Raw genomic sequence first — 23638 nt, forward strand, 5'->3', positions numbered from 1 at the left:
CGGTCCCGAGGATCCACCACCCCTGTCCCGTGGAGGTTCTCCATGCCCCAACGCCCGCTGGCCAGCGCCCTGACCGCGCTGGTCGCCGTCCTCACCGCCGCCGTCGGGGCGGTGGCCGTCCCGGGTGCCGCCCAGGCCGCCGCAGCCGTCAACTACGTGGCCCTCGGCGACTCGTACTCCTCCGGCGTCGGCGCCGGCCCGTACGACCTGTCGACCTGTCTGCGCAGCGAGAAGTCGTACGCCCCGCTCTGGGCCGCCGCCCACCAGGTGACCAGCTTCAAGTTCCCGGCCTGCGGCGGCGCGGTCACCGCCGACGTCATCGACAGCCAGGTGAGCGCGCTGAGCACCGGCACCACCCTGGTCACCATCACCATCGGCGGCAACGACGCCGGCTTCGCCGACGTCATCACCAGCTGCCGGTTCGGCAGCACCAGCAGCTGCACGGACGCGGTGAACGAGGCGAAGGCCTTCGCCACCGGTGAGCTGCCCGGTCGGCTCGACCGCACCTACGCCGCGATCCGCGACCGGGCCCCGAACGCCCGGCTGATCGTGCTCGGCTACCCGCGACTGTTCGAGACGGGCTCGTGCGGGCTGCTCGCGATGAGCACCTACAAGCGCACCATCCTCAACGAGGCCGCCGACCTGCTCGCCTCGGTCACCGCCGGCCGGGCCGCCGCGGCCAGGGCCACCTTCGCCGACACCCGCCCGTACTTCGCCGGGCACGGGGTCTGCGCCGCCGCGCCGTGGATCCGCGACGTCAGCGGCGTCATCGAGGCGTACCACCCGAACGCTGACGGCTACCGCCACGGCTACCTGCCGGCGTTGACCGCCGTCACCGGCTGACCCGGGCCAGCCCCGCCGCCGTCCTGGCTGCGGGGCTGTCCGTCGCCGCCACGCGTCCGTTAGGGTTCGCTGGACCGGACGGCCATCGCGTGGGGGGCACAAGGGTGGGCAGGCTCGCGGCGGCGTACGGCCAGGCGGTCACCGCCCATCGGCAGGCCCGGGACCGGTTGGAACGGGCCCGGCTGGCCCTCGGCGCACCACCGGCGGCCGTGACCGGCGCCGCCGAGGTCGTCGCCCGGCTGGCCCGCCTCGGCGGGCGGCTCGCCGCGCCCACCCCCGGCGCGACCCCGCTGGCCGAGGTGCCCGCCGGAGTCCGGGTCGGCGAGGCGGCCACCCTGGACGGTGGCTTCCCGGTGCTCGTCCCGCTCGGCGGCGGCTGCCACCTCACCGTCGACGTCGACGCCCGCGATCCCCGCGTCGGTGAGTTGCTGCGCGCGCTGGTGCTGCGGCTGCTCGCCACCGCCCCGGCCGGCACGGTCCGGGTCGCCGGGATCGACACGGTGGCCTTCGGGGCCACCTTCCTGCCGCTGCGCCCGCTGCTCGACGCCGGGGTGCTCGCCCCGCCCGCCACCACCGCCGCCGAGGTCGCCACGCTGCTCGACGAGGCCGAGCGGCACGCCCGGGCGGCGCAGCACGCCGCCCCGGCCGCCCGGGAGCTGCTGGTGCTGGTCGCCGCCGCCGCGCCCCCGCCCCCGGAGCTGGCCAGGCTCGCCGCGCTCACCCACGCCGGCCCGTCCGCCGCGGTCTGCGTACTGCTCGCGGGTCACCCGCAGGCCGGCGCGGCCGACCCGCCGCCGCTGGGCGCGACCACCGCGCTGCGGCTCATGCAGCGGTACGCCCATGTCGGCGACCCGCCCGGGCATCCGTTCAGCGGCGACGGCTCCGGGCTGGCCGCCCCCGTCGTGCTCGACGGAGACCTGCCGCCGGCCACCGTGGCCGCCCTCGCCGGGCATCTCGGCCCGGCCGTGCGCCGCGACGCCCCGCCCACCTTCGCCGACCTGCTGCCCGCCCGACGTTGGGCCGGGTCGAGCGCCGACGGGCTGTCCACCGTGGTCGGCCGGGCCGGGCGGCAGCCGGTCACCGTCGCCTTCGACGACGCCACCCCGCACTGGCTGGTCGCCGGGCGCACCGGCGCCGGCAAGACCGTCTTCCTGCTCGACGTCCTCTACGGGCTGGCCGCCCGCTACTCCCCGGCACAGCTCCAGCTCTGGCTGCTCGACTTCAAGGAGGGCGTCAGCTTCACCGAGTTCGTCCCCACCGAGCGGGATCCGTCCTGGCTGCCGCACGCCCGCGCCGTCGGCATCGAATCCGATCGGGAGTACGGCCTCGCCGTGCTGCGCGAGCTGCGCCGAGAACTGAACCGGCGGGCGGGCGTGCTGAAGCGGCACGGCGTCACCAAGCTCGCCGACCTGCCCGGCGGCGCGGCGGTGCCCCGGATCGTGGCGGTCGTCGACGAGTTCCAGGTGCTGGTCGCCGGCACCGACGCCGTGGCGCGGGAGGCCGTCGACCTGCTGGAGGAGTTGGCCCGCAAGGGCCGCTCGTACGGGGTGCACCTGGTGCTGGCCAGCCAGGCCACCACCGGCATCGAGTCGCTGTACGGACGCGCCGAGGCGATCTTCGGGCAGTTCCCGCTGCGGGTGGCGCTGCCTGGCGGCGCGGGGGCGCTCGACCCGCTCAACGGCGCCGCCAACGCGCTGCCGATCGGCGCGGCCGTGTTGAACACCGCCGCCGGGGCGGCCGGCGCCGACACCGTGGTCCGCTTCCCCGACGCGTACGCCGCCCGCGCCGACCTGGCCCGGCTGCGCCACGAGCTGTGGCGGGACCGGCCGGCCGGCGACGGCCCCCCGGCCGTCTTCCGGGGGTACGAGCCCGCGCGGCTGGAGGACGATCCCACCTTCGCCGGGCTGCGCCCCGGTGTCGGGCCCCCGGTGGCCCTGGTCGGCCGCACGGTCGACGTGGCCGGCAGTACCGCGTCGTTCACCCTGGACGCCACCCCGGGCCGGCACCTGGCCGTGGTCGGCACCTGGACCGCCGGCGCGGACGTGCTGCGGGCCGCCGCCCTCAGCCTCGCCCGGCAGCACGCGCCCGGCGGGGCCCGGTTCCTGCTCGCCCCGCTGGTCGCCGCCGCGGGCCCGGCGGCCGACGACACCGCCGCCGCGCTCGCCGCCGCCGGCCACCCGGTCGAGCGCCTCGACCAGGCCGCCCTGCGGGACCGGCTCGCAGCCCTGGCCGCCATCCCACCCGCCGCGCCCGCCACTGCCGCGCCTGCTGTCGGGTCGGCCGTCGGCCGGACCTACCTGGTGCTGTTCGGTGCGGACGCGGCGTCGGCCACCCTCGCCGGCACCGACCCGGTCACCTTCCGCTCCGGCCACGACGACCTGCGCGCCCTGCTGCGCGAGGGCCCGGCCCGCGGGGTGCACCTGCTCGGCTGGTGGCGAGGGCTGCGCCGGCTCGCCGACGACCTCGGCGGATCGCACCACCGTGACGACGCCGCCTGCCTCGTCGCGCTGAACGTCCCGGGTGCGGAGCTGGGGCTGCACCTGGGCGAGCACGACCTCGCCCACACCCCGCGCGCCGACCGGGCGCTGCTGGTGGACCGGCACGACCAGCGCACCCGACTGATCGTGCCGTTCGCGTGGGCCGGGCACGAGCGGGACGAGGAGAGCTGACGGTGTCCACCTTCTCCGAGTACGCCGCCCTGGCCCGGCAGCTCGCCGACCAGCGCCGCGAGACCGACCAGGACGCCGCCGCCGAGGCCGGCCGCCGCCGCGCCCTGCACACCACGCTCGACCAGCTCACCCGGCGCCTCGCCGCCCAGTCCCACCGCCTCGGCCAGCTCGGCCACGCCATCGGCCTGCCCGCCGACCCGCCACCCGCCGCCGGGGGAGACCGCTCCGGGCCGACCGCCCCCGGAAGCAGCGCCCCCGGGGCGACCGTCGCCGCGGCGACGTCGTCCGGCGGGACCCCCGGGGCGGGGGCGGTGCCCGACGGCGGCGCAGCCGCCGCGCCGGGGCGGCCGGGCGTCGGGGCGTACCCACCGGGTGCCCCGGGCGGGGCGGTGGTGGCGCTGCCGACGGCGGCCGGGGTGCCCGCGCCCCGCGCCGGGGTTGCCGACCCGGCCGCCGAGCTGGCCGAGGCCCGGCGGCTCGCCGACGAGACCGACCGGCTGGTCCAGGTCAGCGAGGCCGTCGCCCGGCAACCGCCGCTGCTGCCGACCTGGTCGCCGCTGGCCCGGGCCCTGGCCGTGTACGCCGGCTGCGCGGCGGCCGGGGTGGTGCTGATGCTGATCATGGTGGTGGCCGCCGACCTGGCGATGGTGGGCCTCGGTGCCCTCTACGCCGCCACCTGCGCCGGGCTGCCGGTGCTCTCCTTCGTCGCCGGGTACCTGGTGCTGGGCCGGTGGGGGCGGCCGGCGCTGGGTTCGGAACAGCCGCCCCGGTTCGTCCCGCTCGGCTTCGTCACCTGTGTGCTGCTCGTGCCCCTCGCCTACTGCGGCTACCTGTTGCTGTTCCGCCTCGTGCGCTGACCGCCGGCCACCGGGCGGGGTCAGCCGTCCAGGGCGAGGCGAGCGACCTCGGCGGCGCAGCCCCAGGAGAGGGTGACCCCCGCGCCGCCGTGCCCGTACGCGTGCACGAGCCGGCCGCCGCCCGGTCCGGCCGGCTGCACCTCCACCCGGGGGCCGCCGTGCCGGGCCGGGCGGAGCCCGACCCGCTCGCCGAGCACCGGCGCCTCGGCCAGCTCCGGCACCAGCGCCACGCAGCGGCGCCGGATCGCCGCCGCCGTCTCCGGGTCCGGCCCGGTGTCCCCCACCCCCGGCTGGAACGTGCCGCCGAGCACCACGTCGTGCCGGCGCGGGTGCACGTAGGTGATCCCGGCCGGGTCGTCCTCGTCGCGGAACGAGGTGGTCAGGCCCGGGTTCGCGACCAGCACCACGTGCCCGCGCACCGGATGCACCGCAGGGTCGGCGGCGAGCCGGCCGGCCGCCAGCCCGGTCGCGTTCACCACGGTGGGGGCCGCCTCGAAGGCCTCGTCCAGCCGCTGCACCCGGCGGCGCAGCAGCCGCCCCCCGCCCGCCTCGACCCGCTCGGTCAGCCACGCCAGGTACGGCGTCATCTCCACCGTGGGCGCGGTGAACCGCAGCAGCGTCGTGTACGGCGCGGCGGCCGGCTCGACCGTCAGGTCCCCGGTCGCATCCGCCCACCACGGCGTGCCCGCGTCGGGGTGGCGCAGCAGCATCCGGGTCGCCCGGGCCACCACCCCCGGCACCCCGTCGGCCGCCTGGCGGCTCAGTTCCGCGTGGGTCTCCCGGGCCCAGCGCAGCACCCGGGGGTCCTCGTCGGTGTGGCTCGGGTACCAGACCGCGGCGGCCACCGTCGACACGATGTCGGCCGGATCGTCCGCGGCCCACACCGTCACCCGCGCGCCCCGCTCCTGAAGCGCCACGGCGGCAGTCAGCCCGATCACCCCGCCGCCGACCACCACCACGTCCGTCGTCTTCTCCGTCATCGCCCGTTCCCTCCGGTCGTCCACGGCCGTCGACGCCGTGGCTGTCGTTCGCTACCTGTCGTCCACGGCCGTAGCGTCGCGCTCTGTCATGCCGTGACTTCGGATCGTGCCCGGGCGGGCGGTGCGCCGTCCAAGACGGAAACTGGAGCTGGCGATAAGCGGCGCTTATGATGGCAGCATGCCCGACTCCTCGACCCGGGACCCCTGGTGGGACCTGCGCCGGCTGCGATACTTCGCGGTGCTCGCCGAGGAGCTGCACTTCACCCGGGCCGCCGCCCGCCTGCACATCGCCCAGCCGGCGCTCAGCCAGCAGATCCGCGCCCTGGAACGCCAGCTCGGCGTCCCCCTCGTGCACCGCACCAGCCGGGGCTGTGTCCTGACCGAGGTGGGGCAACAGGTCGCCGCCGAGGCCGGCCGGCTGCTCGCCGAGGTCGACGCCGGCACCGACCGCATCCGAGACCTGGTGCGGGGCCGGGAGGGCCGGCTCCGGCTGGCGTACACCCGCTCGGCCCGGGGCGGCCGGGTGGACGCCCTGGTGACCAGGTTCCGGGCCGCCCACCCCGACGTGGAGGTGGTCGCCGAGACCGCCTGGACCGCCCCGAACGTCGCCGGCCTGCTCGCCGGCCGGCTCGACGCGGCGTTCGTCCGCACGCCGGTCGAGGAGCCGGGCCTGAGGTGCCGGCTCGTCGACACCGAGGAACTGCTGCTCGCCCTGCCGGCCGGGCATCCGCTGGCCGCCGGCCGCCGCCGGATCAGCCGGGCCGAGGTGGTCGACCTGCCCGCGGTGATGTGGCCGCGCGAGAACGGCCCCGGCATGTTCGACCGGACCATCGCCCAGGTCTGGCCGCAGGGCGGCTTCCGCCTCGTCCGGCAGGAGCCGGACGACGAGCAACTGCTCCGGGCGGTCGCCGGGGGAGACGTGGTCGCGGCGGTGCCGGCCGGGCGTGCCCGCGCGGTGAAGGTCCCGGGGGTACGGCTGCGCCGGTTCACCGCACCGACCCCGACGGTGGACGTACGCCTGGCCTGGCCCCGGGACACCACGAACCCGGCCGTCCACCACCTCCTCGCCCTCCTCGACGACGCCTGACCGCCCCGGCCACGACATACCGCATTCGCTCTCGGCATTCGCGGACCTTGGACAGTTGGCGTCTGCTGTGGACGATAGGTGTCCAAGGTCCGGCGGCGGGCCGGAACAAGCGACGGGGAGGTGCCGGTGAGCGGCGAGTTGGACGGGTTCGTCATCGGGTACGTGCCGGCGGGAATCGGCGCGGAGGTGTCCGACTTCGCCAGCGAGTGGGAGGACGTGCGCTTCCGCACCCGGGTGTGGGAGCGGCAGGTCGAGGAGGGCTACCGGGTCGACCTGCGGGTGCACGTCCTGCGCGGCGGCGGGCTAAGCACCCTCGACGAACTGCGCGACTTCCTCGCCGGCTACCACGAGCGGGACGCGGCGCGGTGGCGGCCCACCGAGTTCGTCGACGGCGACGTCACCGGCCTGATCGGCGACGGTGAGGCGTTCCGGCTGGTCGAGCCGGGCGTGGCGGTCGACGTGCTGGCCGACCCGGAGCGGGTGCCGGAGGCGGAGCTGCGGGCCGTGCTCACGCAGGTTCACCGCTCAGCCTGACCCCTGCCCGCGCATGGGCACCGGCGGCGGATCAGCGCTCGCCGGTGCCGGGGGTGGCGAGCAGGAACGCCTCGAAGCCCATCAGCATCTCCCGATGTCGCCCGGGCTCTCCGGAGCGGTCAGCGTGGGAACCAGCGCGTCCTTCCCGCCCTCGGCGGTGGAGCACATCGCCGCGCTGCTGGAGGTCGACGGGCTGGCGGCGGTCGTCCTGCCGGACAACGTGCTCTTCGAGGGCGGCGCGGGGGAGGCCATCCGCCGCCGGCTGCTCAAGCAGCTGCCGGGCAGGGACCGGTCGGAGCGGGTGGAGACCGAGAGGTTCCGGGCCGCGTCGGGCTCGCGAGTCGACACGGACTGATCGCCGTCCCTTGAGGGCGGAGTGAGACGGCGGGCTGCCCGGCCAATCGGTCCGACCGGGCAGCACTCTTCCGAACTGCGCGCCAACTCGGTGGCGGTGCTCCGATCAGATCATCAGGACGGAGTGTAGTTCTTGACCTCGTCGTAGAATTCGCGCGTGCTCATCCCGTAGTAGGGCGAAAACATGTGTCCCCGAACACCGTCCACCGTGAAGGCGTTGTGCCCGTTCACCAGGCCGGTTACGCCGTTGAAGTCAGCCAGCCAGTAGCCGCCTGAGCTTCCACCGTTCATCCCGCTCAGCATGTAGCTGACGCTGGCTCCGGCGTCGCCTGACGGACTATTTGCTCGCCACAGAAGCTCCCCGTTGAACGGCGCTTCGGCCGGGTATCCGAAAGCGGCGATAGACGGGTAGTAGGGCAGGCTGAAGACGATGCCCTGCGAGCCCACCACATTTTGGAGCAGCTTGTCACCGCGGAACTGCATGATCACTGCACCGAGGTCACTGTACTGCCTCTTGTAGTCGATCCAGTCACGAGCGGCGAACAAGGCAGCGGCATACCAGATGCCGTAGGGGGCGACAGGATTTCCGGAAGAGTTCAGGGTGTAGTTCGGCACGAAGATCCAGTTGCGAGCCCAGGTGCCACTACTGCCACCCCCGTGCACGCAGTGGCCGGCGGTCCACACCAGCGCCTTGCCCGGGCTGGTCACCACCCCGGCCGAGCAGACCATTTCCTGTCCTCCCATGGTGAAGAAGACCTTGCCCATGGTCCGGGCCACCTGGTGACCCGTCGGGTAGTCGGGCAGGTAGGTGTTGGGGCTGGTGACCGGAGGGGGCTCGTTGGGCGGGATGGCGTTGGGGGTCACGCCGGCGTTCCCGTTGGTCGTGGCGACCTCCGCCGGGGGTGCGACCGTCGGGGCGGCCGGTGGAACGATGACAGGATCCTGGGCGCGATCGATCCCGACCCCGGCCGGGAGGGTGGTGCCAGGCTCCATGGTCTTACGCAGCACCGTCTCCACCGGGCGGGCGTTGCGCATCCGTTCCGGAGTCCAGTACTCGGCTAGAGCCCGGTTACGGGCGGCGGGGCCGGTGCCTTTAACCTTCCGGGCCACATCTGGGCTGAGCTGGGCCGAGGTCCCGGCCGCCTGCCTTAGCTGCGACGACGAGGAGCCGACCGCGTTGGCCGGCCCCGCTGCCGAGGCCACGGCCACCGTGAACGTTGTGATCACGATGAGACTGCGGCGCAGATTTCGCAGCATGCTACCTCCGAATGCGAGAAATGATGATCGAAGATTAGGGCATCCGGATGTCGCTGAACTGTCGCCTGCCGGACGATTTGATCATCGGGATTGAGTGGACGTCGGCAAGCATGATGTGCGTTGGGTGGCGGTGAGGCAGGGCCATTGCGTAGTCGGGTAACTACTGGTCACGGCGGTGATGAGGTCGTGGGGCGGCGGTTGGCGTATCGCTGCCGGACTCTCCTGGCGTGGCATGACCCTCGCCGTCGAGGGTGTGCTCGTGCCAAGGCGCCGCACGCCCGGGTGGAGCAGAGGTGGACTCCGGGCCGTCGGGCTTCCCTTGCGTGAGCGGTCCCGCCGAGTAGCGCAGGAGATGCTCGGCGAGAGCGGGAAGCTGTCCCCTGCGGGATGATCTGAGCCCGATCTGCCAGCGGTGCGGCGGTGCCCGGTCAGCCCGGCGTGTCGTCCTCGGTCGGGCGCGGCTGGCGGTACTTCGAGCGGCATCGGTGTTCGCCTTGGGGAATGGCGAGGCAGTCTCACCTTCGTGGAACTGCCACGGTCGCGCTTTGTCAACCTTACGTCTGTCGCGAGGCGCTGTTGGAATACCGGTAGCGAGATCCATTCGGGACAGGTAATGTGCCGACGTCGATTCCTGTCAGCGGGACGACGCCATTCTCCGTACCTGCGCAATTCCTCCGACGGTCGGCCGAGCCGCCCGTCCGATACGCCGTGCCCGTGAACCGTCCCCGCTCGCCACCCGCCCCGGTGGCGGCCGAGTCGAGGAGCCGCCGTGCGCGACCCGGAAACTGATCGGCAGGTCAGGCCCGCCGCCGTGGAGACACCCACCGACCCCGAGCCTGCCACCGAGCCGGCCGACGGCTCCCGGCTCGGCAGGAGCTTCGCCAACCGTCCCCTCGGCTACCCCAACGCCCTGGTCTGGCTGCGCGCCGGCATCCTGCGCGACTGGCGCGGCGTGCTGGGCGCGTTCCTGGCCACCTGGTTCTACGTACCCGTGGCCCTGCTCCTCGCGGTCTGGGGCGGAGTCGGCCTCGCCGCCTACGGCCTGGTCGCCGGCGGCAGCGGGTTCGCCGACGCCGTGCCGTCGGTGCTGCGCGACGCGCCCCTGGTGGGTGCCCTGCTCGACGCCTTCCTCAACCGGTCCGGCGGAGTGCTCGGCGGCTTCGCCGGCTTCGCGATCGGCTTCCTGGCCGGCTTCCTCGTGGTGCTGGTGCTGCCGTGGCGCGACGCGTTCGACGAGCCGGCGAACCTGTTCACCGGCCTGGCCGGGATGGTGGCGGCCGCCGCGCTGGTCGGCGTGCTGTACACCCTCTACCGGGTGCTGTGGGAACCCTGGCTGCTGACCGTCTCGGGGGCGCGTCAGCTCAGCCGCCGCGAGGCCGCACGGCTCCGACCCGTCCTGTACGACTGCGCGAGCGCCCTCGGCCTGCCCAACGTGCCCCGGCTGCTCATCGAGGACGACCCGGTGCTCACCAACGCCCGCGCGTACGCCCGGCACGTGGTGGTCACCACCAGTCTGCTCGACGAGTCCGACGAGGACATCGCCGCGCTGCTCAGCCACGAGCTGGTGCACTGGCACACCGGCGACGAGGTGACCGGCGCGTTCGTCCGGGGGGTGGCGCTGCCGCTGGTGCTGGTGCACGCGGTGCCGGCGTGGCTGATGCGGACCTTCCCGCACCCGGCCACCAACCTCGTGGTGTTCGTGTTCTTCTGGCCCGTGCTGCTCACCATGAAGTACGTGGTGCTGCCGCCGCACTCCCGGGACGTCCGGGCCGCCGAGTACCGTGCCGATGCCGGTGCCGTGCTCGCCGGCCACGCCCGGGGCATGCGGGACATGCTGGAGCGGCGGAAGTCCTTCGAGAGCGGGCGCAGCGGCTGGGACGAGGCGGTCTGCGCCACCCACCCCGCGTCCGAACTGCGGCTGGACCGGCTGGAGCTGCTCGCCCCGGCGGCCGACGCGGTCGACGGTGTCGAGCGGCCCGCCGGGGACGTCGCCCCGGTCACCGCCGAGGACCTGTTCGGGCGCCCGGGGGCGATCGCGTCCCCGCGGGCGGTGCTGGTGGCCGGCGTGCTGGCGCTGGCCTGCGGCCTCGGCGGAACCCTGCTCGGGGCGGCGCAGTGGGCGTTCTTCCGGCCGGCGACGGTGGTCGACGGGTACTTCTCGGGGCTGGCCGACCACGACGCCCGCGCGGCCCTGGAGTCGCTGGCCCCCGGCGTGCGACCGTCCGGCGGCGACCTGGAGCTGCTCGCCGCGCTGGTCGAGGCGAAGGACTACCAGCCGCCCGAGGACGTCGACGTGACGTCGATCGAGCGGGACGGCGACGAGGCGGTCGCCACGGTCGACTTCACCCTCGCCGGCCGGAAGACGACCGCGAAGCTGCACCTGGAGCGGGAGGAGTCCGCCACCCTGGGGGTCTTCCACGGCTGGGGGATCAGCGAGAGTTCCCCGTGGCTCGGCCTGCCGGCCGGGCAGGCGGGCCTGACGATCAACGGGGTGTCGGTGCCGGCCGGACCGCAGGGGAGGGGCATCTCGCTGCTGCCCGGCGGCTACACGGTGGGCGGGCAGTCCAACCCGCTCGCCGAGACCCCGCCGCAGGTCGTCCTGGCCGTACCCGGGCAGGAGCAGATCGGCGACGTGCGGCTGGAGCCGACCCTGACGCCGACCGCCCGGTCGACGGCCGATCAGGAGGTACGGAAGTACCTGGACGCCTGCGCCGCGAAGCAGGTGGCCGCGCCGGAGAACTGCCCGTTCCGCTACTACCCCGGGGAGACGGTCAAGAAGATCGCCTGGAGGATCACGGAGTACCCGAAGGTGGAGCTGACGCTGACCGGCCCCACCACGGCGCAGGTCTCGACGCCGTACGAGGCGCAGGGAACGGCCCGGGCAACCGGCACCACCGAGGGCTTCTACGGAACCAGCCCGTTCACCGAGGACGACACGTTCGGTGTCACCGGCGTCCTGTCGGTGGTGGACGGCAGGCTGACGTTCCAGCCCGGCGAGTGAGGCCGGCCGGCGATGACGGGAACCGCCCGCTCGCGGGTGGCCGGGGGAGTGGACGAGTGAAGGAGAGGGACGACGTGACCGAGACCCCGAACGGGGCCCGGCAGCCGGTGCGGCTGGTGCTCGTGCCGCGCACCGCCCGGCCACCCCGGGTGCCGCTGCTGACCTGGCTGCACCAGCGCCCCGAGTTCCGTGCCGGGGTGCGGGACTCCGGAGGGCGGACAGGCGGGCGACCCGGGTTCAGCGACGCGGTGGTCATCGCGGTGGTGGCCCAGGCGCTGCTGCCGGGGCTGTTCGGCCTGTTGCAGAGCTGGGTCGACCAGCAGCGCACCGAGGTCACCGTGCGGGTGCAGGTGGGGGAGTCCGAAGTGGAGATCCAGGTCAACGGCCGCACGGACGCCACGAAGCTGATCGACCAGGCGACCCGGGCGCTGCGGCAGGCCGGGGGAGCAGTGGCCGACCAGGCCGGCTCCGAGGTCGACCGGGCGCTCCCGGCGGCAGATGACCGGGCACTGCCGCCCGAGGACGGGCGGGCGCTCCCGCCGGCTGGCCCGGAGGGGGCCGGCCCGGCCGCCTGACCGACGAACCGAGCGGGCTCCGACGGCCCCGCCCCGCCCGTGCGGGGCGCGCATCTCCCGCACGGGCGGCCCGGACGGGGCCCCGCCCGCGTGGCACGACCGGGAGACCGGCGGTCAGGCCCGCTCGATCACCACGACCGGGATCTCCCGGTCGGTGTCGCGCTGGTAACCGGCGTACCGGGGGAAGACCTTCGTCATCAGCTCGAACAGCCGGGTCCGCTCCTCGCCGGAGACCGTCCGGGCCCGGCCCCGGAAGCGCTCGGGGCCGATCTGCACCTCCACCTCCGGGTCGGCGGCGAGGTTCAGGTACCAGTTCGGGTGCGCCGCCGCGCCCCCGTTGGAGGCGACCAGCACGATCCGGTCGCCGCCGTCCCGGCCGTAGTACAACGCCGTCCGCCGCAGGGTGCCGGACCTGCGGCCCCGGGTGGTGACCAGCAGCGCGTCGTAGCCCTGGTACCTGGCCCCCTCGGCGCCGTCGGTCGCCACGTACCGCCGTACGTGCTTGGCCACCCAGCCGACCGGGCTCTCCTCGATCGTCTCGCCCTGCTCCGGTGCGGCCATGCCGTCGCCTCCTCGCCCTCGCGGTACGCCCCCTGCGTCCCCATCGGAGGGTAACGACCGCCGGCCCGGCCGTGGGGCCCGGTGCGGGGTCGCCCGGCGCTCAGGTGGCCTTCGCCAGGGCCTCGTACTCGTCGGCGGTGAGCCGCACCTCGGCGGCGGCCACGTTCTCCTCCAAATGCGCCACCGACGACGTGCCCGGGATGGGGAGCAGGACCGGCGAGCGGCGCAGCAGCCAGGCGAGCGCGAGCTGCGCGGGCGTCGCCCCGTGCCCGGTGGAGATCGCGTCCAGCGGCCCGCCCGGCTTCGCCAGGTTGCCGGTGGCCATCGGGAACCACGGAATGAACGCCAGGTCGTTGCGTTCGCAGAAGTCGAGGACGCCCTCGGCGCTGCGGTCGGCCAGGTTGTAGAGGTTCTGCACCGACACGATCGGGGTGATCTCCCGGGCTGCCTCGATCTCATCCACGGTCACCTCGGAGAGCCCGATGTGCCGGATCTTGCCCTCCTGCCTGAGCAACGCCAGCTCGCCGAGCTGGTCGGCCAGCGGCACCTGGGCGTCGATCCGGTGCAGCTGGTACAGCCCGATGGACTCCAGGCCGAGGTGGCGCAGGCTCAGCTCGCACTGCTGGCGCAGGTACTCCGGCCGGCCCACCGGCCGCCAGTCGCCCGGGCCGGCGCGGGTCAGCCCGGCCTTGGTCGCGATGACCAGGTCGTCGGCGTACGGGTGCAGCGCCTCCCTGATCAGCATCTCCGAGACGAACGGGCCGTACGAGTCCGCGGTGTCGATGAAGGTGACGCCCAGCTCGTACGCCCGGCGCAGCACCCGCACCGCCTCGGCCGGGTCCAACGGATCGCCCCAGACGCCCGGCCCGGTGAGCTGCATCGCCCCGTAGCCGAGCCGGTCGACCTGGAGGTCGCCGCCGATCCGGTACGTGCCGGATGCCTTCGCGGGCTGCCTGCCAGCGTCGTTGCCCATGAGAGCACCCCAATTCCTGTGCGCCGTCGTCGGCGGACCCCGACGTCCTGCGGTGGCATTCCCCGGATCGCGGCCCGCAAGCCGATCGCGGGGTGTGCCCGGCGACCCCGGGTCAGGGCCGCAGGTGCAGGGGAGCGGGCACGTGGTCGGGGTGGGCGTGCCGGAACGGTTCCCACGCCCAGGGAGCTATGCCGCCGGTCCGACCCCCGTCGGCTGCGGCACCTGGCCCAGGATCAGGTCCGCCGCGTGCCAGGCCAGCGCCATCACCGGGGCGTTCAGATAACCCGACACCAGCACCGGCAGCACCGAGGCGTCCACCACCCGCAGCCCGTCGACCCCGCGCACCCGCAGCTCGGGGTCGACGACGTGCTCGTCGCCCGGCCCCATCGCGCAGGTGCCCACCGCGTGGTACCCGCAGTAGCCCAGCGCCAGCGTCGCCTCGACGATCTCCCGGTCGTCGCGCACCTCCGGGCCGGGCACGGTCTCCACCGCGATGCGCCGGGCGACCGGGTCCGTCGCGAACAGCTCCCGCATCCGCCGGAAGGCGTTCACGGCGATCCGCCGGTCGTGCGCGGTGTCGAGGTAGTTGGCGACGATCCGGGGCGGGGCCGACGGGTCGGCCGAGGTGATGGCGAGGCTGCCCTCGCTGTCCGGCCGGGTGACCGTGCACAGCCCCATCATCCCCGGCTCGGACTCCAGCTCCAGCGCGTGACCCGGGCGGCGTGGCGCCGCTGAGAAGGGCGCGACCAGCAACTGTGCGTCCGGATGATCGACGTCGGGGGTGGAGCGGAAGTGCGCCCCGATGTCCTGCACGGGCAGGCTCAGCGGCCCGCGCCGGGTCAGCGCGTACCGCAGTGCGGCCAGCCCCTGCCCGACCAGGCTGCCCAGCATGTGGTTGTAGCCGCCGTTGCCGGCCAGCCGGAACTGCACCGGCGTCGACCGGTGCTCGCGCAGCCCGCGTCCCACCCGGGACCGGTCCAGCAGCACGCTCACCCCGGCCCGGTGCAGCGTGTCCGCCGGCCCGATCCCGGAGACCTGCAACAGTTGCGGGCTGGCGATCGCCCCGGCGGCGAGGATCACCTCGGCCGAGGCGGCGTAGTCGACCGTCCGTCCCGCGCGGCGGGTCCGTACCCCGATGACCCGGCCGGCGTGGACGAGGATCCGCAGCACCTCCGTCTCGACGGCCACGGTCAGGTTGGGTCGGTCCCGGACCGGGTGCAGGAACGCGTCGGCGGCGCTGACCCGGCGACCGTCACGGATCGTCGCGGTGAGGTAGCCGATCCGCTCTCCGTCCTCGGCGTTCAGGTCGTCCACCCGACGCCAGCCCAGCGCCTCCCCGGCGCCGATCGTCGCCTCGCACAGCTCGTCGGTGCCGGTCGCCGAGGACAGCCGCAGCGGCCCGCCCGCGCCGCGCATCTCGGAGGCTCCCAGCGGGTGATCCTCCAGCCGCTTGAAGATCGGCAGCAGGGTGTCCCAGCCCCAGCCCGGGTTGCCCAGCCGCTCCAGCCCGTCCCAGTCGACCCGGTCGCCCCGGCCGTACACCATGCCGTTGATCGAGCTGGACCCGCCGACCAGCCGGCCGCGCTGCCACACCTCGCGCCGCGCGGGCGCCGCCTCCGCGGGGTAGTGCCACGCGGTGCGCCGGTCGTCCATCAGCCGGCTGAACCCCTTCGGCAGCCGTACGAAGGGGCTGCGGTCCCAGCCGCCCGCCTCGACCAGCAGCACCCGGGTCGCCGGATCCTCGCTCAGCCGGTTGGCCAACACGCACCCGGCGGCGCCCGCGCCCACCACGACGTAGTCGTACTCCTGCACGGGGCCTCCCGCTTCGACGGATACGAGAACCACTCAGAAGGTAGTTGCCCGATCACTGAGGGGAAAGGCCGGGGTCGCCCCGCGCGTCCGGCAGGTCACCCCGCGTGGCGGATCGGGCCGAGTGGCCCCGCCGCCGGCCCGCCCGTGCGACGCTGGCCAGGGGGAGGAGCGCCATGACGGGGATGCCGCAGGTCGACTTCGCGCTCGACACCTACGAGTGCATCGTGCTCTACCCGGGCCCCGCCGGGCGGGCCCTGCCCGACGAGACGGTCCAGCGGTTGCAGGCCGAGCACACCGAACACATGCGGGCGCTGCAACGACGGGGCATCGTGCTGGTCGCCGGTTCGATCGACGGCCCCGCCCGCGAGCCCGACCCGCCGATCGGCTTCGGGCTGGCCCGCACCGGCTCGGTGGACGACGTGCGCGGCGTCATGGAGGCCGACCCGGCGGTGCAGGCCGGGCTCTACCGGGTGGACGTGCTGACGTTCCTCTGCCCGGCCGGCGCGGTGGAGTTTCCCCTGGCCAAGACGGAGAGCTGACCGCTCGGCGGCCGGCGGGGTGTCGGCATCGTGACGGCGGTCGCGGCCCGTGCGCTGATACCGTCGCCCGGTGGCGGGGAGCGCGCCCGAGGGAGGTGACGCCGGGCGGTACGATTCCCGGCGCGCGGTCGCCGATGCCCGCCGACACGACGATTCCGGACGATGGTTCCGGATGTGAGTCCGCCCGCCGGGTGCGCGGGTGCGACGCGTCGTCGCAGAACTGTTCCGCAATCCGAAAGGGGTCGGCCCGTAGACCGACCCGGAGGAGAGACTAGCCTGATGGGCGTGACACGCCGCGCGAAGATCGTCTGCACTCTTGGCCCCGCCACCTCGTCCCCGGAGCGGATCCGGGGGCTCGTCGAGGCGGGCATGAACGTGGCGAGACTCAACTTCAGCCACGGCAGCCACGCGGACCACGAGGCGGTCTACCGACTCGTCCGCGAGGCCTCCGACGCCGCCGGCCGCCCGGTGGCCCTGCTCGCCGACCTCCAAGGCCCGAAGATCCGGCTCGGCCGGTTCGCCGACGGCCCGCACGAGTGGCGCACCGGCGACTCCGTGGTGATCACCGGGGACGAGATCCTCGGCACCAAGGAGCGGGTCTCCTGCACCTACCGCAAGCTCCCGCAGGAGGTGAAGGCCGGCGACCGGCTGCTGATCGACGACGGCCGGGTGGCCGTCGAGGTCAGCGACGTGGTCGGCAACGACATCCGCTGCCTGGTCACCGAGGGCGGCCCGGTCTCCAACAACAAGGGCGTCTCGCTGCCCAACGTGGCCGTCAGCGTCCCGGCCCTGTCGGACAAGGACGCCGAGGACCTGCGCTTCGCCCTCGGCCTCGGCGTCGACATGATCGCGCTCTCCTTCGTCCGCTCGGCGGAGGACATCAAGCTCGTGCACAACATCATGGCCGAGGAGGGCGTGTACCGGCCGGTGCTGGCCAAGGTCGAGAAGCCCGAGGCGGTCGACCACCTCGAGGCGATCGTGCTGGCCTTCGACGGTGTCATGGTCGCCCGCGGTGATCTCGGCGTCGAGATGCCGCTGGACCAGGTCCCCCTGGTGCAGAAGCGCGCCGTGCAGCTCTGCCGGGAGAACGCCAAGCCGGTCATCGTGGCCACCCAGATGCTCGACTCGATGATCGAGAGCTCGCGGCCGACCCGCGCCGAGGCCTCCGACGTGGCCAACGCGGTCCTCGACGGCGCCGACGCGGTGATGCTGTCCGGCGAGACCAGCGTCGGCAAGTACCCGGTGCTCACGGTCAGCACCATGGCCAAGATCATCACCACCACCGAGGCCGGCTCGATCGGGGTGCCCCGGCTCCAGCACGACCCCCGCACCCACGGCGGGGCGCTCACCGTCGCCGCGTCCTCGATCGCCCGGGCCATCGGCGCGAAGGCCCTGGTGGCCTTCTCGCAGACCGGCGACACCGTCAAGCGGCTCAGCCGGCTGCACTGCGACCTGCCGCTGCTGGCCTTCACCCCGGTGCCCGAGGTGCGCAGTCAGCTCGCCCTCTGCTGGGGCGTGGAGACGTTCCTGATGCCGTTCGTCGAGCACACCGACGAGATGTTCCGCCAGGTCGACCAGGCGCTGCTCGGGCTCGACCGGGCCAACCCCGGCGACTACGTGGTGATCGTCGCCGGCAGCCCGCCCGGCACCCCCGGCTCCACCAACACCCTGCGGGTGCACCAGCTCGGCTCGCTGGTCGACGCGGCGTCCGCGCGGGCGTTGCAGTGACCGACCCGGTCGCCGTCGGCCAGGCTGCCGTCGACCAGCTCCTCGAGGTCCTCGACCTGGAGCAGACCGACAGGATGACCTTCCGGGGGGTGAGCCCCCCGGTCGGTCCGCAGCGGGTGTACGGCGGCCAGGTCGCCGGCCAGGCCCTTGTCGCCGCCGGCCGCACCGTCGACCCGGAGCGGTTCGTGCACTCGCTGCACGGCTACTTCGTCCGGCCCGGCGACCCGTCCGAGCCCATCGAGTACCAGGTGGAGAACGTCCGCGACGGCCGGTCGTTCTCCGTGCGCCGCTCGGTGGCGCTCCAGCACGACCAGCCGATCTTCTTCATGTCGGCGTCGTTCCAGCGGGCCGAGGAGGGCCTGGACCACCAGGCCCCCACCCCGCCGGACGTGCCCGCGCCGGACGACGTGCCCACGATGACCGACCGGCTGTCCCGCTACCCGGAGCGGCTGGGCATCTGGGGGCAGATCCCGCGCCCGATCGACGTGCGCTACGTCGGCGAGCCCGGCTGGGTCCGCCCCGGCGACCGGCCCGCCGACCCGCACCAGCGGGTCTGGATGCGCTTCGACGGCAAGCTGCCCGACGACCCGCTGCTGCACGCCTGCGCCGTGACGTACGCCTCCGACCTGACCCTGCTGGACTCGGTGCTGTCGGTGCACGGCGAGGTGTGGGGGCCCGGCGGCGTGGTCGGGGCCAGCCTCGACCACGCCCTGTGGTTCCACCGGCCGTTCCGGGCCGACGAGTGGTTCCTGTACGACTGCGGCAGCCCGTCCGCCTCCGGCGCGCGCGGGCTGGCCACCGGCCGGATGTTCACCATCGACGGCCGGCACGTCGCCAGCGCCGTGCAGGAGGGCCTGCTGCGCCGGGTCGGCACCTGATCAGAAGCTGCTGACCAGCTTCACGAACGCCTCGTCGATCGTCGCCGGGTCTCTGGCGTCGAACGCCTTGCCGGCGCTGGCCTTGGCGATCCTGTCGAGGGTGGCGAAGTCGGATTCCTGATCGAAGGCGACGCAGAAGACCTTCACCGGCCGCTCCGGGTCCAGCGCGATGTCCTTCAGCAGCCGGGCGAGGTCGCTGTCCTTCGGGTACTCGTTCTTGCCGTCGGTGAGGACCACCACCGCGTTGATCCGGTCCGGGTCGTAACTGGCGAGGAGCCGGCGGTGCGCCGCGCGGACCGTCGCGTACAGCGCCGTGTTGCCGGCGGCCCGCAGGCCGGCGAGCTTGCGGGTGAATCCGGCCTGGTTGAACGGCGCGAGCCGGACCTCCTCGCTGTACGGCGTCTTCGGCCGTTGCTCCGTCTCCGAGGAGAACGACCAGAGCGCGACCTGGTCGGCCGAGTTGAGCAGGCGCACCGCCTTGCCCGCGGCGTCGGTGGCGACCTGGAGCCGGGACCGGCCGGCGACCTTCTTGGTCATCGAGCCGGAGACGTCCACGGCGAACAGGATGTTCGCCTTCTTGCGCAGCGTGCTCCACCCGCGCAGGATCGCGTCCACCACCTCCGGCTCCGGCGGAGCGAAGTAGTTGAGATTCCCGGCGGGCCCGCCCCGCACGGCGGCGACCAGCTCGTCCGAGGGCTGGCGTTCGTGGTCGCGGAAGCCGAGCTCGGCGAAGCTGCGCTGCTGCGCGTCGGCCTGGAGGAAGAGCAGGAAGTCCTGCGCCGCCGCGCGCTGCGTCTCGTCGGCCGAGGGCAGCACCACGTACGGGTGGTCGAGGTTGAAGGTGCCCTCCTTCGGGTGCACCGCCACCAGCGGAACCCGGGGCTTCTGGCCCGGAGTGGGGCTGAGCTGCCCCTGGTTGTACTGGTAGACCAGCTCCTCCTGCACCACGACCGCGCTCATGTCCCGCGTCCGCGCGTCACCGGCCGCGCCCAGGTCCGCCTCGGCGAGGTCACGCAGCAGGTCCACCGAGTCGTCGCTGTAGTGCGAGACGTTCGCCTCGATCTCGCGGACGAACCGGGTCACCGCGGGCTGCGCCAGGTCGGGCTCGGTCAGGTCACTGGAGCGCTGCACCGCCGCGTAGTAGGTCGCGATGGTGGCCGCCAGCCCCGACGTGGACAGGTTGGGGTTGTCCTTGCCGAAGGTGAACCGGCCCCACTCGGGGCGGCCGAAGGCCGCCCAGCCCTGATCCCCGGACAGCCCGAGGACGTCCGCCCAGCCGAGGGGGCCGCGCTGCTGCACCAGCTCGCCCTTCTCCCTGGGCATGGCGATGACCAGCGGGCTGTTCGCGATCGACGGGTACAGGTCGGGGGTCTGCACCGGCCGGCCGGCCTTCTCGTCGAGCAGCCGCAGCCGACCGGTCCACAGCGACGACGTCGGCAGCCACACCTGCGGCGCCGGGACCGCCGGCTGCTGCCTGGCCCAGCCGCCCGCCAGCGCCTCCATCGCCTTGCCCGAGTTGAGCCCGTGCACGGTCACCTGGGCGCAGCGCCCGCCGAAGCGCCGGTCGCTGTCGTTGTACTTCGCGGCGAGCTGGCCGAGCAACTGGTCCTTCTCCGTCGACGAGTTCACCTCCAGCGCCACGCACGAGGAGCGGTCCGCGCCGGAGTCCGGCCGCACGATCACGTACGCCGCGGCGATGACCGCGAGCCCGGCGACGACGGCCACCGTCAACGGCAACCACGGCCGGGCGGAAGGCTGACCGGTGGCCATCGGATCCTCCAGGGGTTCGGGTTCAGGCACCGGGGTAGGCCGCGGGGCCGCCCCGGTCGGACGTTGGCGCCCCGGACCTGTCCGGTGCGGGGCCGTCCGGTGCGGCGGCGTCCGGTGCGGGGGCTCCTGGCAGCGCGGTGGCGACGAGCAGACGGACACCGTAGACCACGACGAAGGTCACCGCCCCCACGGCGGCGGCGGTGCCCGCGGCGGTGGTCGCCACGTACCCGGCGGCCCCGCCGGCCGCGCCCAGGAAGATGGCGGCCGAGATCCCCCAGGCATCGGCGTACTGCCGGCGCACCCGCCGCGACCACGTGTCCCGCGCCGGCCCGCGCGCCGTCGGCCCGTACGTCGTCGGTGGGGGAGCCGTCGGCCCGTAGGTCGTCGGTGGGGGTGCCGTCGGCCCGTACGTCGTCGGCGGGGGTGCCGTCGGCCCGTACGTCGTCGGCGGGGGTGCCGCCGGCCCGTACGTCGTCGGTGGGTACCCGGTCGGCTCGTGCGTCGCCGGCTGGCGGGGAACCAACTGGGTGGCCGCCGCGTCGGTGCCCGCCCGCAGCGCCGTCTGGATCGGCACCGGCGCCCCGGCGTGCGGGGTGTGCCCCAGCAGGCGCAGCAGGACCTGCTCGGCCGGCGGCCGGGCCCGGTGGTCCTTGTCCAGGCACTGCCCGACCAGCTCGGCCAGCGGGCCGGAGAGGCCGGCCAGATCCGGCGGGTCGTGCAGCACCCGGTTCATCACCGCAACGACCGTCCCGGTGCCGAACGGCGGTCGGCCCGCCGCGGCGAACGCGATGGTCGCCGCCCAGGCGAACACGTCGCTGGCCGGGCCCACCTCGTCGTCGCGGAACCGCTCCGGCGCCATGTACGGTGCGGTGCCCATGATCCTGCTGGTCATCGTCTCGGTGACGTCGAGGGCCCGGGCGATGCCGAAGTCGATGACCCGGGCGCCGTCCGCGCCGAGGACGACGTTGTCCGGCTTGAGGTCGCAGTGCACCACGTCGGACTGGTGGATCGCGGCGAGCGCGGTGGCGGTGCCCACGGCCAGCCGGTGCAGGGCGTTGCCGGTGACCGGGCCGTACTCGCGGACGTGCCGTTGCAGGGTCGGGCCCTCGATGTACTCGCTCACCACGTACGGCGGGTCGTTGTCCACGTCCGCGAAGAGGATCTGCGCGGTGCAGAACGGCGCCACCCGCCGGGCGGCGGCGATCTCCTTGGCGAACTGGGCCTTGGCGCGCGGGTTGTGGTGCAGGTCGAGGTTGATCATCTTGACGGCGACGAACCCGCCCTGCTGTTCGCGGCCCAGGTAGACCACGCCCTGGCCGCCCGCACCGAGGCGGCCGAGCAGTTCGTAGGGGCCCGCCCGGTCCGGATCCCGCGGACCCAGCGGTGTCATGTCCGGCATCGCTGTCGCTGCCCCTATCGGCCTGGCTGTCTTCCGCTCTGCGCGCTGGTGCGCCGTCGGGTCCCCGTCGCGCGACGACATCGGTATGGTGCCACGACCGCGCCACCGACGAGAGCCGCCCGGCCGGGCGGTGGGACGACGGTGGTTCGGCCGTTCGGCCGAGGGGCGGCAGCCTGGCCGGCCGGCTCGCCGACTAACCTGACCGACATGCGCCTCTCCGCTCGGGTCGACTACGCCCTCCGCGCGGCCGCCGAACTCGCGGCCGTCGCCGACGGTGCCGGCGCCGGCCGGGCCCGCCCGGTGACGGCCGAGCAGATCGCCAAGACGCAGGAGATCCCGCCGAAGTTCCTGGAGAGCATCCTGCTGCAACTTCGCCGCGGCGGGATCGTGCACGCCCAGCGCGGCCCCGAGGGCGGGTACTGGCTGGCCCGGCCGGCCGCCGACATTTCCCTGGCGGAGGTGATCCGGGTGATCGACGGGCCACTGGCACACGTCCGGGGGCAGCGCCCGGAGCAGCTCGGCTACCTCGGCGCCGCCCGGGCGTTGCAGGACGTGTGGATCGCCCTGCGGGCCAGCGAGCGGGAGATCCTCGAACTGGTCACCGTCGCGGACGTGGCCAACGGAACGCTCCCCGCGCGGGTCAACGAGCTGGCCGCCGACCCGCGCGCCTGGAGCTGACCGGCGCCACCCGCGCACCCGCCACCGCCACGGATCGCCGGTCGCGCCACCGGTGGCGGCCGTCCGGCGCGTCCCATCAGCCGATCGGGGACTTGACCCGGGTCGACGCGTGCCGCATTGTCGACCAAGTCGATAGGATATGCCGCAAAGTCAGGGGGCGCTCGTGCGCAAGCTGCTGGTCCTTGCCCTGGTCGGGCTCGTCGCGCAACTGATCGACGGTTCGCTCGGCATGGCCTACGGGCTGACCTCGTCCACCCTGCTGCTCGTCGCGGGGGTCGCCCCGGCCGCCGCGTCGGCCTCGGTGCACCTGGCCGAGATCGGCACCACGCTCGCCGCCGGGGTGGCCCACTGGCGGTTCGGCAACGTCGACTGGCGGGTGGTCTCCCGCATCGCCGTTCCCGGCGCGCTCGGCGCGTTCGCCGGTGCCACCGTCCTCAGCTCCATCTCCACCGAGGCCGCCGCGCCGTGGATGGCCGCGATCCTGTTCACCCTCGGCGCGTACCTGCTGGTGCGCTTCTCCCGACCGCTGCGCGTCAACCGCGCCGCCGGTGGGCTGCGCGGCCGGTTCCTCGGCCCGCTCGGCCTGGTCGCCGGCTTCGTCGACGCGACCGGCGGCGGAGGATGGGGTCCGGTCGCCACCCCGGCGTTGCTGGTCTCCGGCCGGATGGAGCCCCGCAAGGTCATCGGCTCGGTCGACACCGCCGAGTTCGTGGTGGCGGGCGCGGCCAGCGTCGGCTTCCTGATCGGCCTCGGCACCGAGGGTTTCCTGCTGCCGACCGTCGCAGCCCTGCTGATCGGCGGCCTGATCGCCGCCCCGATCGCCGCCTGGCTGGTCCGGATCGTCCCCGCCCAGCTCCTCGGCGCCACCATCGGCGGCGTGATCGTGCTGACCAACGCCCGCACCCTGATCCGCGTCGGCGGCCTCCCCGGCGGGGCCCAGTGGCTGGTCTACGGGCTCCTCGCCGCCGGCTGGCTCGTCGCGATCGTCCTGGCCGTCCGCGCGCTGCGCCGCGTCCGCGACGCCCGCGCCACGGTCGAGGCCGCCGTCGCTGCTTCGGCTGCCCCGGTGGCGGACGACGCCCCGTCGCGGCCCGTCCCGGTGACCGCCACCGCCGAGGGCTGACGGTCGGAGGGCCCTGGGCC

20 protein-coding genes are annotated in these 23638 nt (G+C 74.3%); 13 read left to right on the top strand and 7 right to left on the bottom strand.

Annotated features, from left to right (window positions below):
* The first annotated feature begins 42 nt into the window (after positions 1–42).
* The 3 genes from ABT023_RS13460 (at position 43) to ABT023_RS13470 (ending at position 4369) form a co-directional block, all read left to right on the top strand.
* Positions 43–843 carry an SGNH/GDSL hydrolase family protein gene (locus ABT023_RS13460; RefSeq protein WP_350885025.1) on the top strand — a complete coding sequence of 267 codons (801 nt, stop codon included), beginning with the start codon at positions 43–45 and terminating at the stop codon, positions 841–843.
* Between the two features lie 104 nt (positions 844–947).
* Positions 948–3512 carry an FtsK/SpoIIIE domain-containing protein gene (locus ABT023_RS13465; RefSeq protein ID WP_350885027.1) on the top strand — a complete coding sequence of 855 codons (2565 nt, stop codon included), beginning with the start codon at positions 948–950 and terminating at the stop codon, positions 3510–3512.
* 2 nt (positions 3513–3514) lie between these two features.
* Positions 3515–4369 carry a hypothetical protein gene (locus ABT023_RS13470; RefSeq protein WP_350885029.1) on the top strand — a complete coding sequence of 285 codons (855 nt, stop codon included), beginning with the start codon at positions 3515–3517 and terminating at the stop codon, positions 4367–4369.
* Between the two features lie 20 nt (positions 4370–4389).
* Here ABT023_RS13470 and ABT023_RS13475 read toward each other — a convergent pair whose 3' ends face one another.
* Positions 4390–5349: an FAD-dependent oxidoreductase gene (locus ABT023_RS13475; RefSeq protein ID WP_350885031.1), complete on the bottom strand. Its 960-nt coding sequence runs from the start codon at positions 5347–5349 to the stop codon at positions 4390–4392.
* Positions 5350–5527: 178 nt separating this feature from the next.
* On the opposite strand from ABT023_RS13475, the gene ABT023_RS13480 reads away from it, so the two are divergent.
* From ABT023_RS13480 to ABT023_RS13490, 3 genes are all read left to right on the top strand, one after another.
* The gene (locus tag ABT023_RS13480) at positions 5528–6436 is read left to right on the top strand and encodes a LysR family transcriptional regulator (protein WP_350885033.1); all 909 of its coding nucleotides are present in this window, start codon (positions 5528–5530) and stop codon (positions 6434–6436) included.
* A gap of 126 nt (positions 6437–6562) precedes the next feature.
* Positions 6563–6970 (top strand): hypothetical protein, encoded by a 408-nt coding sequence (locus ABT023_RS13485; RefSeq protein ID WP_350885035.1) that lies wholly within the window; start codon positions 6563–6565, stop codon positions 6968–6970.
* A 94-nt stretch (positions 6971–7064) separates the two neighbouring features.
* The gene (locus ABT023_RS13490; RefSeq protein WP_350885037.1) at positions 7065–7325 is read left to right on the top strand and encodes an N-6 DNA methylase; all 261 of its coding nucleotides are present in this window, start codon (positions 7065–7067) and stop codon (positions 7323–7325) included.
* Positions 7326–7438: 113 nt separating this feature from the next.
* On the opposite strand, the gene ABT023_RS13495 is transcribed toward ABT023_RS13490, so the two are convergent.
* Positions 7439–8581 (bottom strand): trypsin-like serine peptidase, encoded by a 1143-nt coding sequence (locus tag ABT023_RS13495; RefSeq protein WP_350885039.1) that lies wholly within the window; start codon positions 8579–8581, stop codon positions 7439–7441.
* 769 nt (positions 8582–9350) lie between these two features.
* On the opposite strand from ABT023_RS13495, the gene ABT023_RS13500 reads away from it, so the two are divergent.
* A complete protein-coding gene (locus ABT023_RS13500; protein ID WP_350885041.1) occupies positions 9351–11582 on the top strand; it encodes a M48 family metalloprotease in 2232 nt (743 codons plus the stop codon).
* Between the two features lie 74 nt (positions 11583–11656).
* Positions 11657–12157, top strand: coding sequence for an effector-associated constant component EACC1 (locus ABT023_RS13505; protein WP_350885043.1), 501 nt, complete (start codon positions 11657–11659; stop codon positions 12155–12157).
* 114 nt (positions 12158–12271) lie between these two features.
* Here the strand turns inward: ABT023_RS13505 and ABT023_RS13510 are convergent, their stop codons facing one another.
* From ABT023_RS13510 to ABT023_RS13520, 3 genes are all read right to left on the bottom strand, one after another.
* Complete coding sequence (locus ABT023_RS13510) at positions 12272–12718, bottom strand: nitroreductase family deazaflavin-dependent oxidoreductase (RefSeq protein ID WP_350885045.1); 447 nt, start codon at positions 12716–12718, stop codon at positions 12272–12274.
* Between the two features lie 100 nt (positions 12719–12818).
* The gene (locus tag ABT023_RS13515) at positions 12819–13691 is read right to left on the bottom strand and encodes an aldo/keto reductase (protein ID WP_350885047.1); all 873 of its coding nucleotides are present in this window, start codon (positions 13689–13691) and stop codon (positions 12819–12821) included.
* 186 nt (positions 13692–13877) lie between these two features.
* Entirely contained in the window at positions 13878–15503 is a 1626-nt protein-coding gene (locus ABT023_RS13520; protein ID WP_350885048.1) for a GMC family oxidoreductase, read from the bottom strand.
* 173 nt (positions 15504–15676) lie between these two features.
* Here ABT023_RS13520 and ABT023_RS13525 point away from each other — a divergent pair, with 173 nt between their 5' ends.
* From ABT023_RS13525 to ABT023_RS13535, 3 genes are all read left to right on the top strand, one after another.
* Positions 15677–16042, top strand: a complete 366-nt coding sequence (locus tag ABT023_RS13525; RefSeq protein WP_350885050.1) for a YciI family protein — start codon at positions 15677–15679, stop codon at positions 16040–16042.
* A gap of 279 nt (positions 16043–16321) precedes the next feature.
* On the top strand, positions 16322–17770 hold the full coding sequence (gene pyk, locus ABT023_RS13530; RefSeq protein ID WP_350885052.1) for a pyruvate kinase: 1449 nt from the start codon (positions 16322–16324) through the stop codon (positions 17768–17770).
* Positions 17767–18648, top strand: a complete 882-nt coding sequence (locus ABT023_RS13535) for an acyl-CoA thioesterase (RefSeq protein WP_350885054.1) — start codon at positions 17767–17769, stop codon at positions 18646–18648. Before pyk ends, ABT023_RS13535 begins: the two co-directional genes overlap by 4 nt.
* On the opposite strand, the gene ABT023_RS13540 is transcribed toward ABT023_RS13535, so the two are convergent.
* Positions 18649–20418, bottom strand: coding sequence for a vWA domain-containing protein (locus ABT023_RS13540; protein ID WP_350885056.1), 1770 nt, complete (start codon positions 20416–20418; stop codon positions 18649–18651). It abuts the gene before it with no gap.
* A gap of 22 nt (positions 20419–20440) precedes the next feature.
* A complete protein-coding gene (locus ABT023_RS13545; protein WP_350885058.1) occupies positions 20441–21808 on the bottom strand; it encodes a serine/threonine-protein kinase in 1368 nt (455 codons plus the stop codon).
* Between the two features lie 216 nt (positions 21809–22024).
* Here ABT023_RS13545 and ABT023_RS13550 point away from each other — a divergent pair, with 216 nt between their 5' ends.
* Both ABT023_RS13550 and ABT023_RS13555 read left to right on the top strand, forming a co-directional pair.
* Positions 22025–22495: an RrF2 family transcriptional regulator gene (locus ABT023_RS13550; protein ID WP_350885060.1), complete on the top strand. Its 471-nt coding sequence runs from the start codon at positions 22025–22027 to the stop codon at positions 22493–22495.
* A 163-nt stretch (positions 22496–22658) separates the two neighbouring features.
* On the top strand, positions 22659–23618 hold the full coding sequence (locus ABT023_RS13555) for a sulfite exporter TauE/SafE family protein (RefSeq protein WP_350885062.1): 960 nt from the start codon (positions 22659–22661) through the stop codon (positions 23616–23618).
* The last annotated feature ends 20 nt before the right edge of the window (positions 23619–23638 follow it).

It is taken from the genome of Micromonospora sp. NPDC002296 (assembly GCF_040296145.1).
Taxonomy (GTDB): Bacteria; Actinomycetota; Actinomycetes; order Mycobacteriales; family Micromonosporaceae; genus Micromonospora.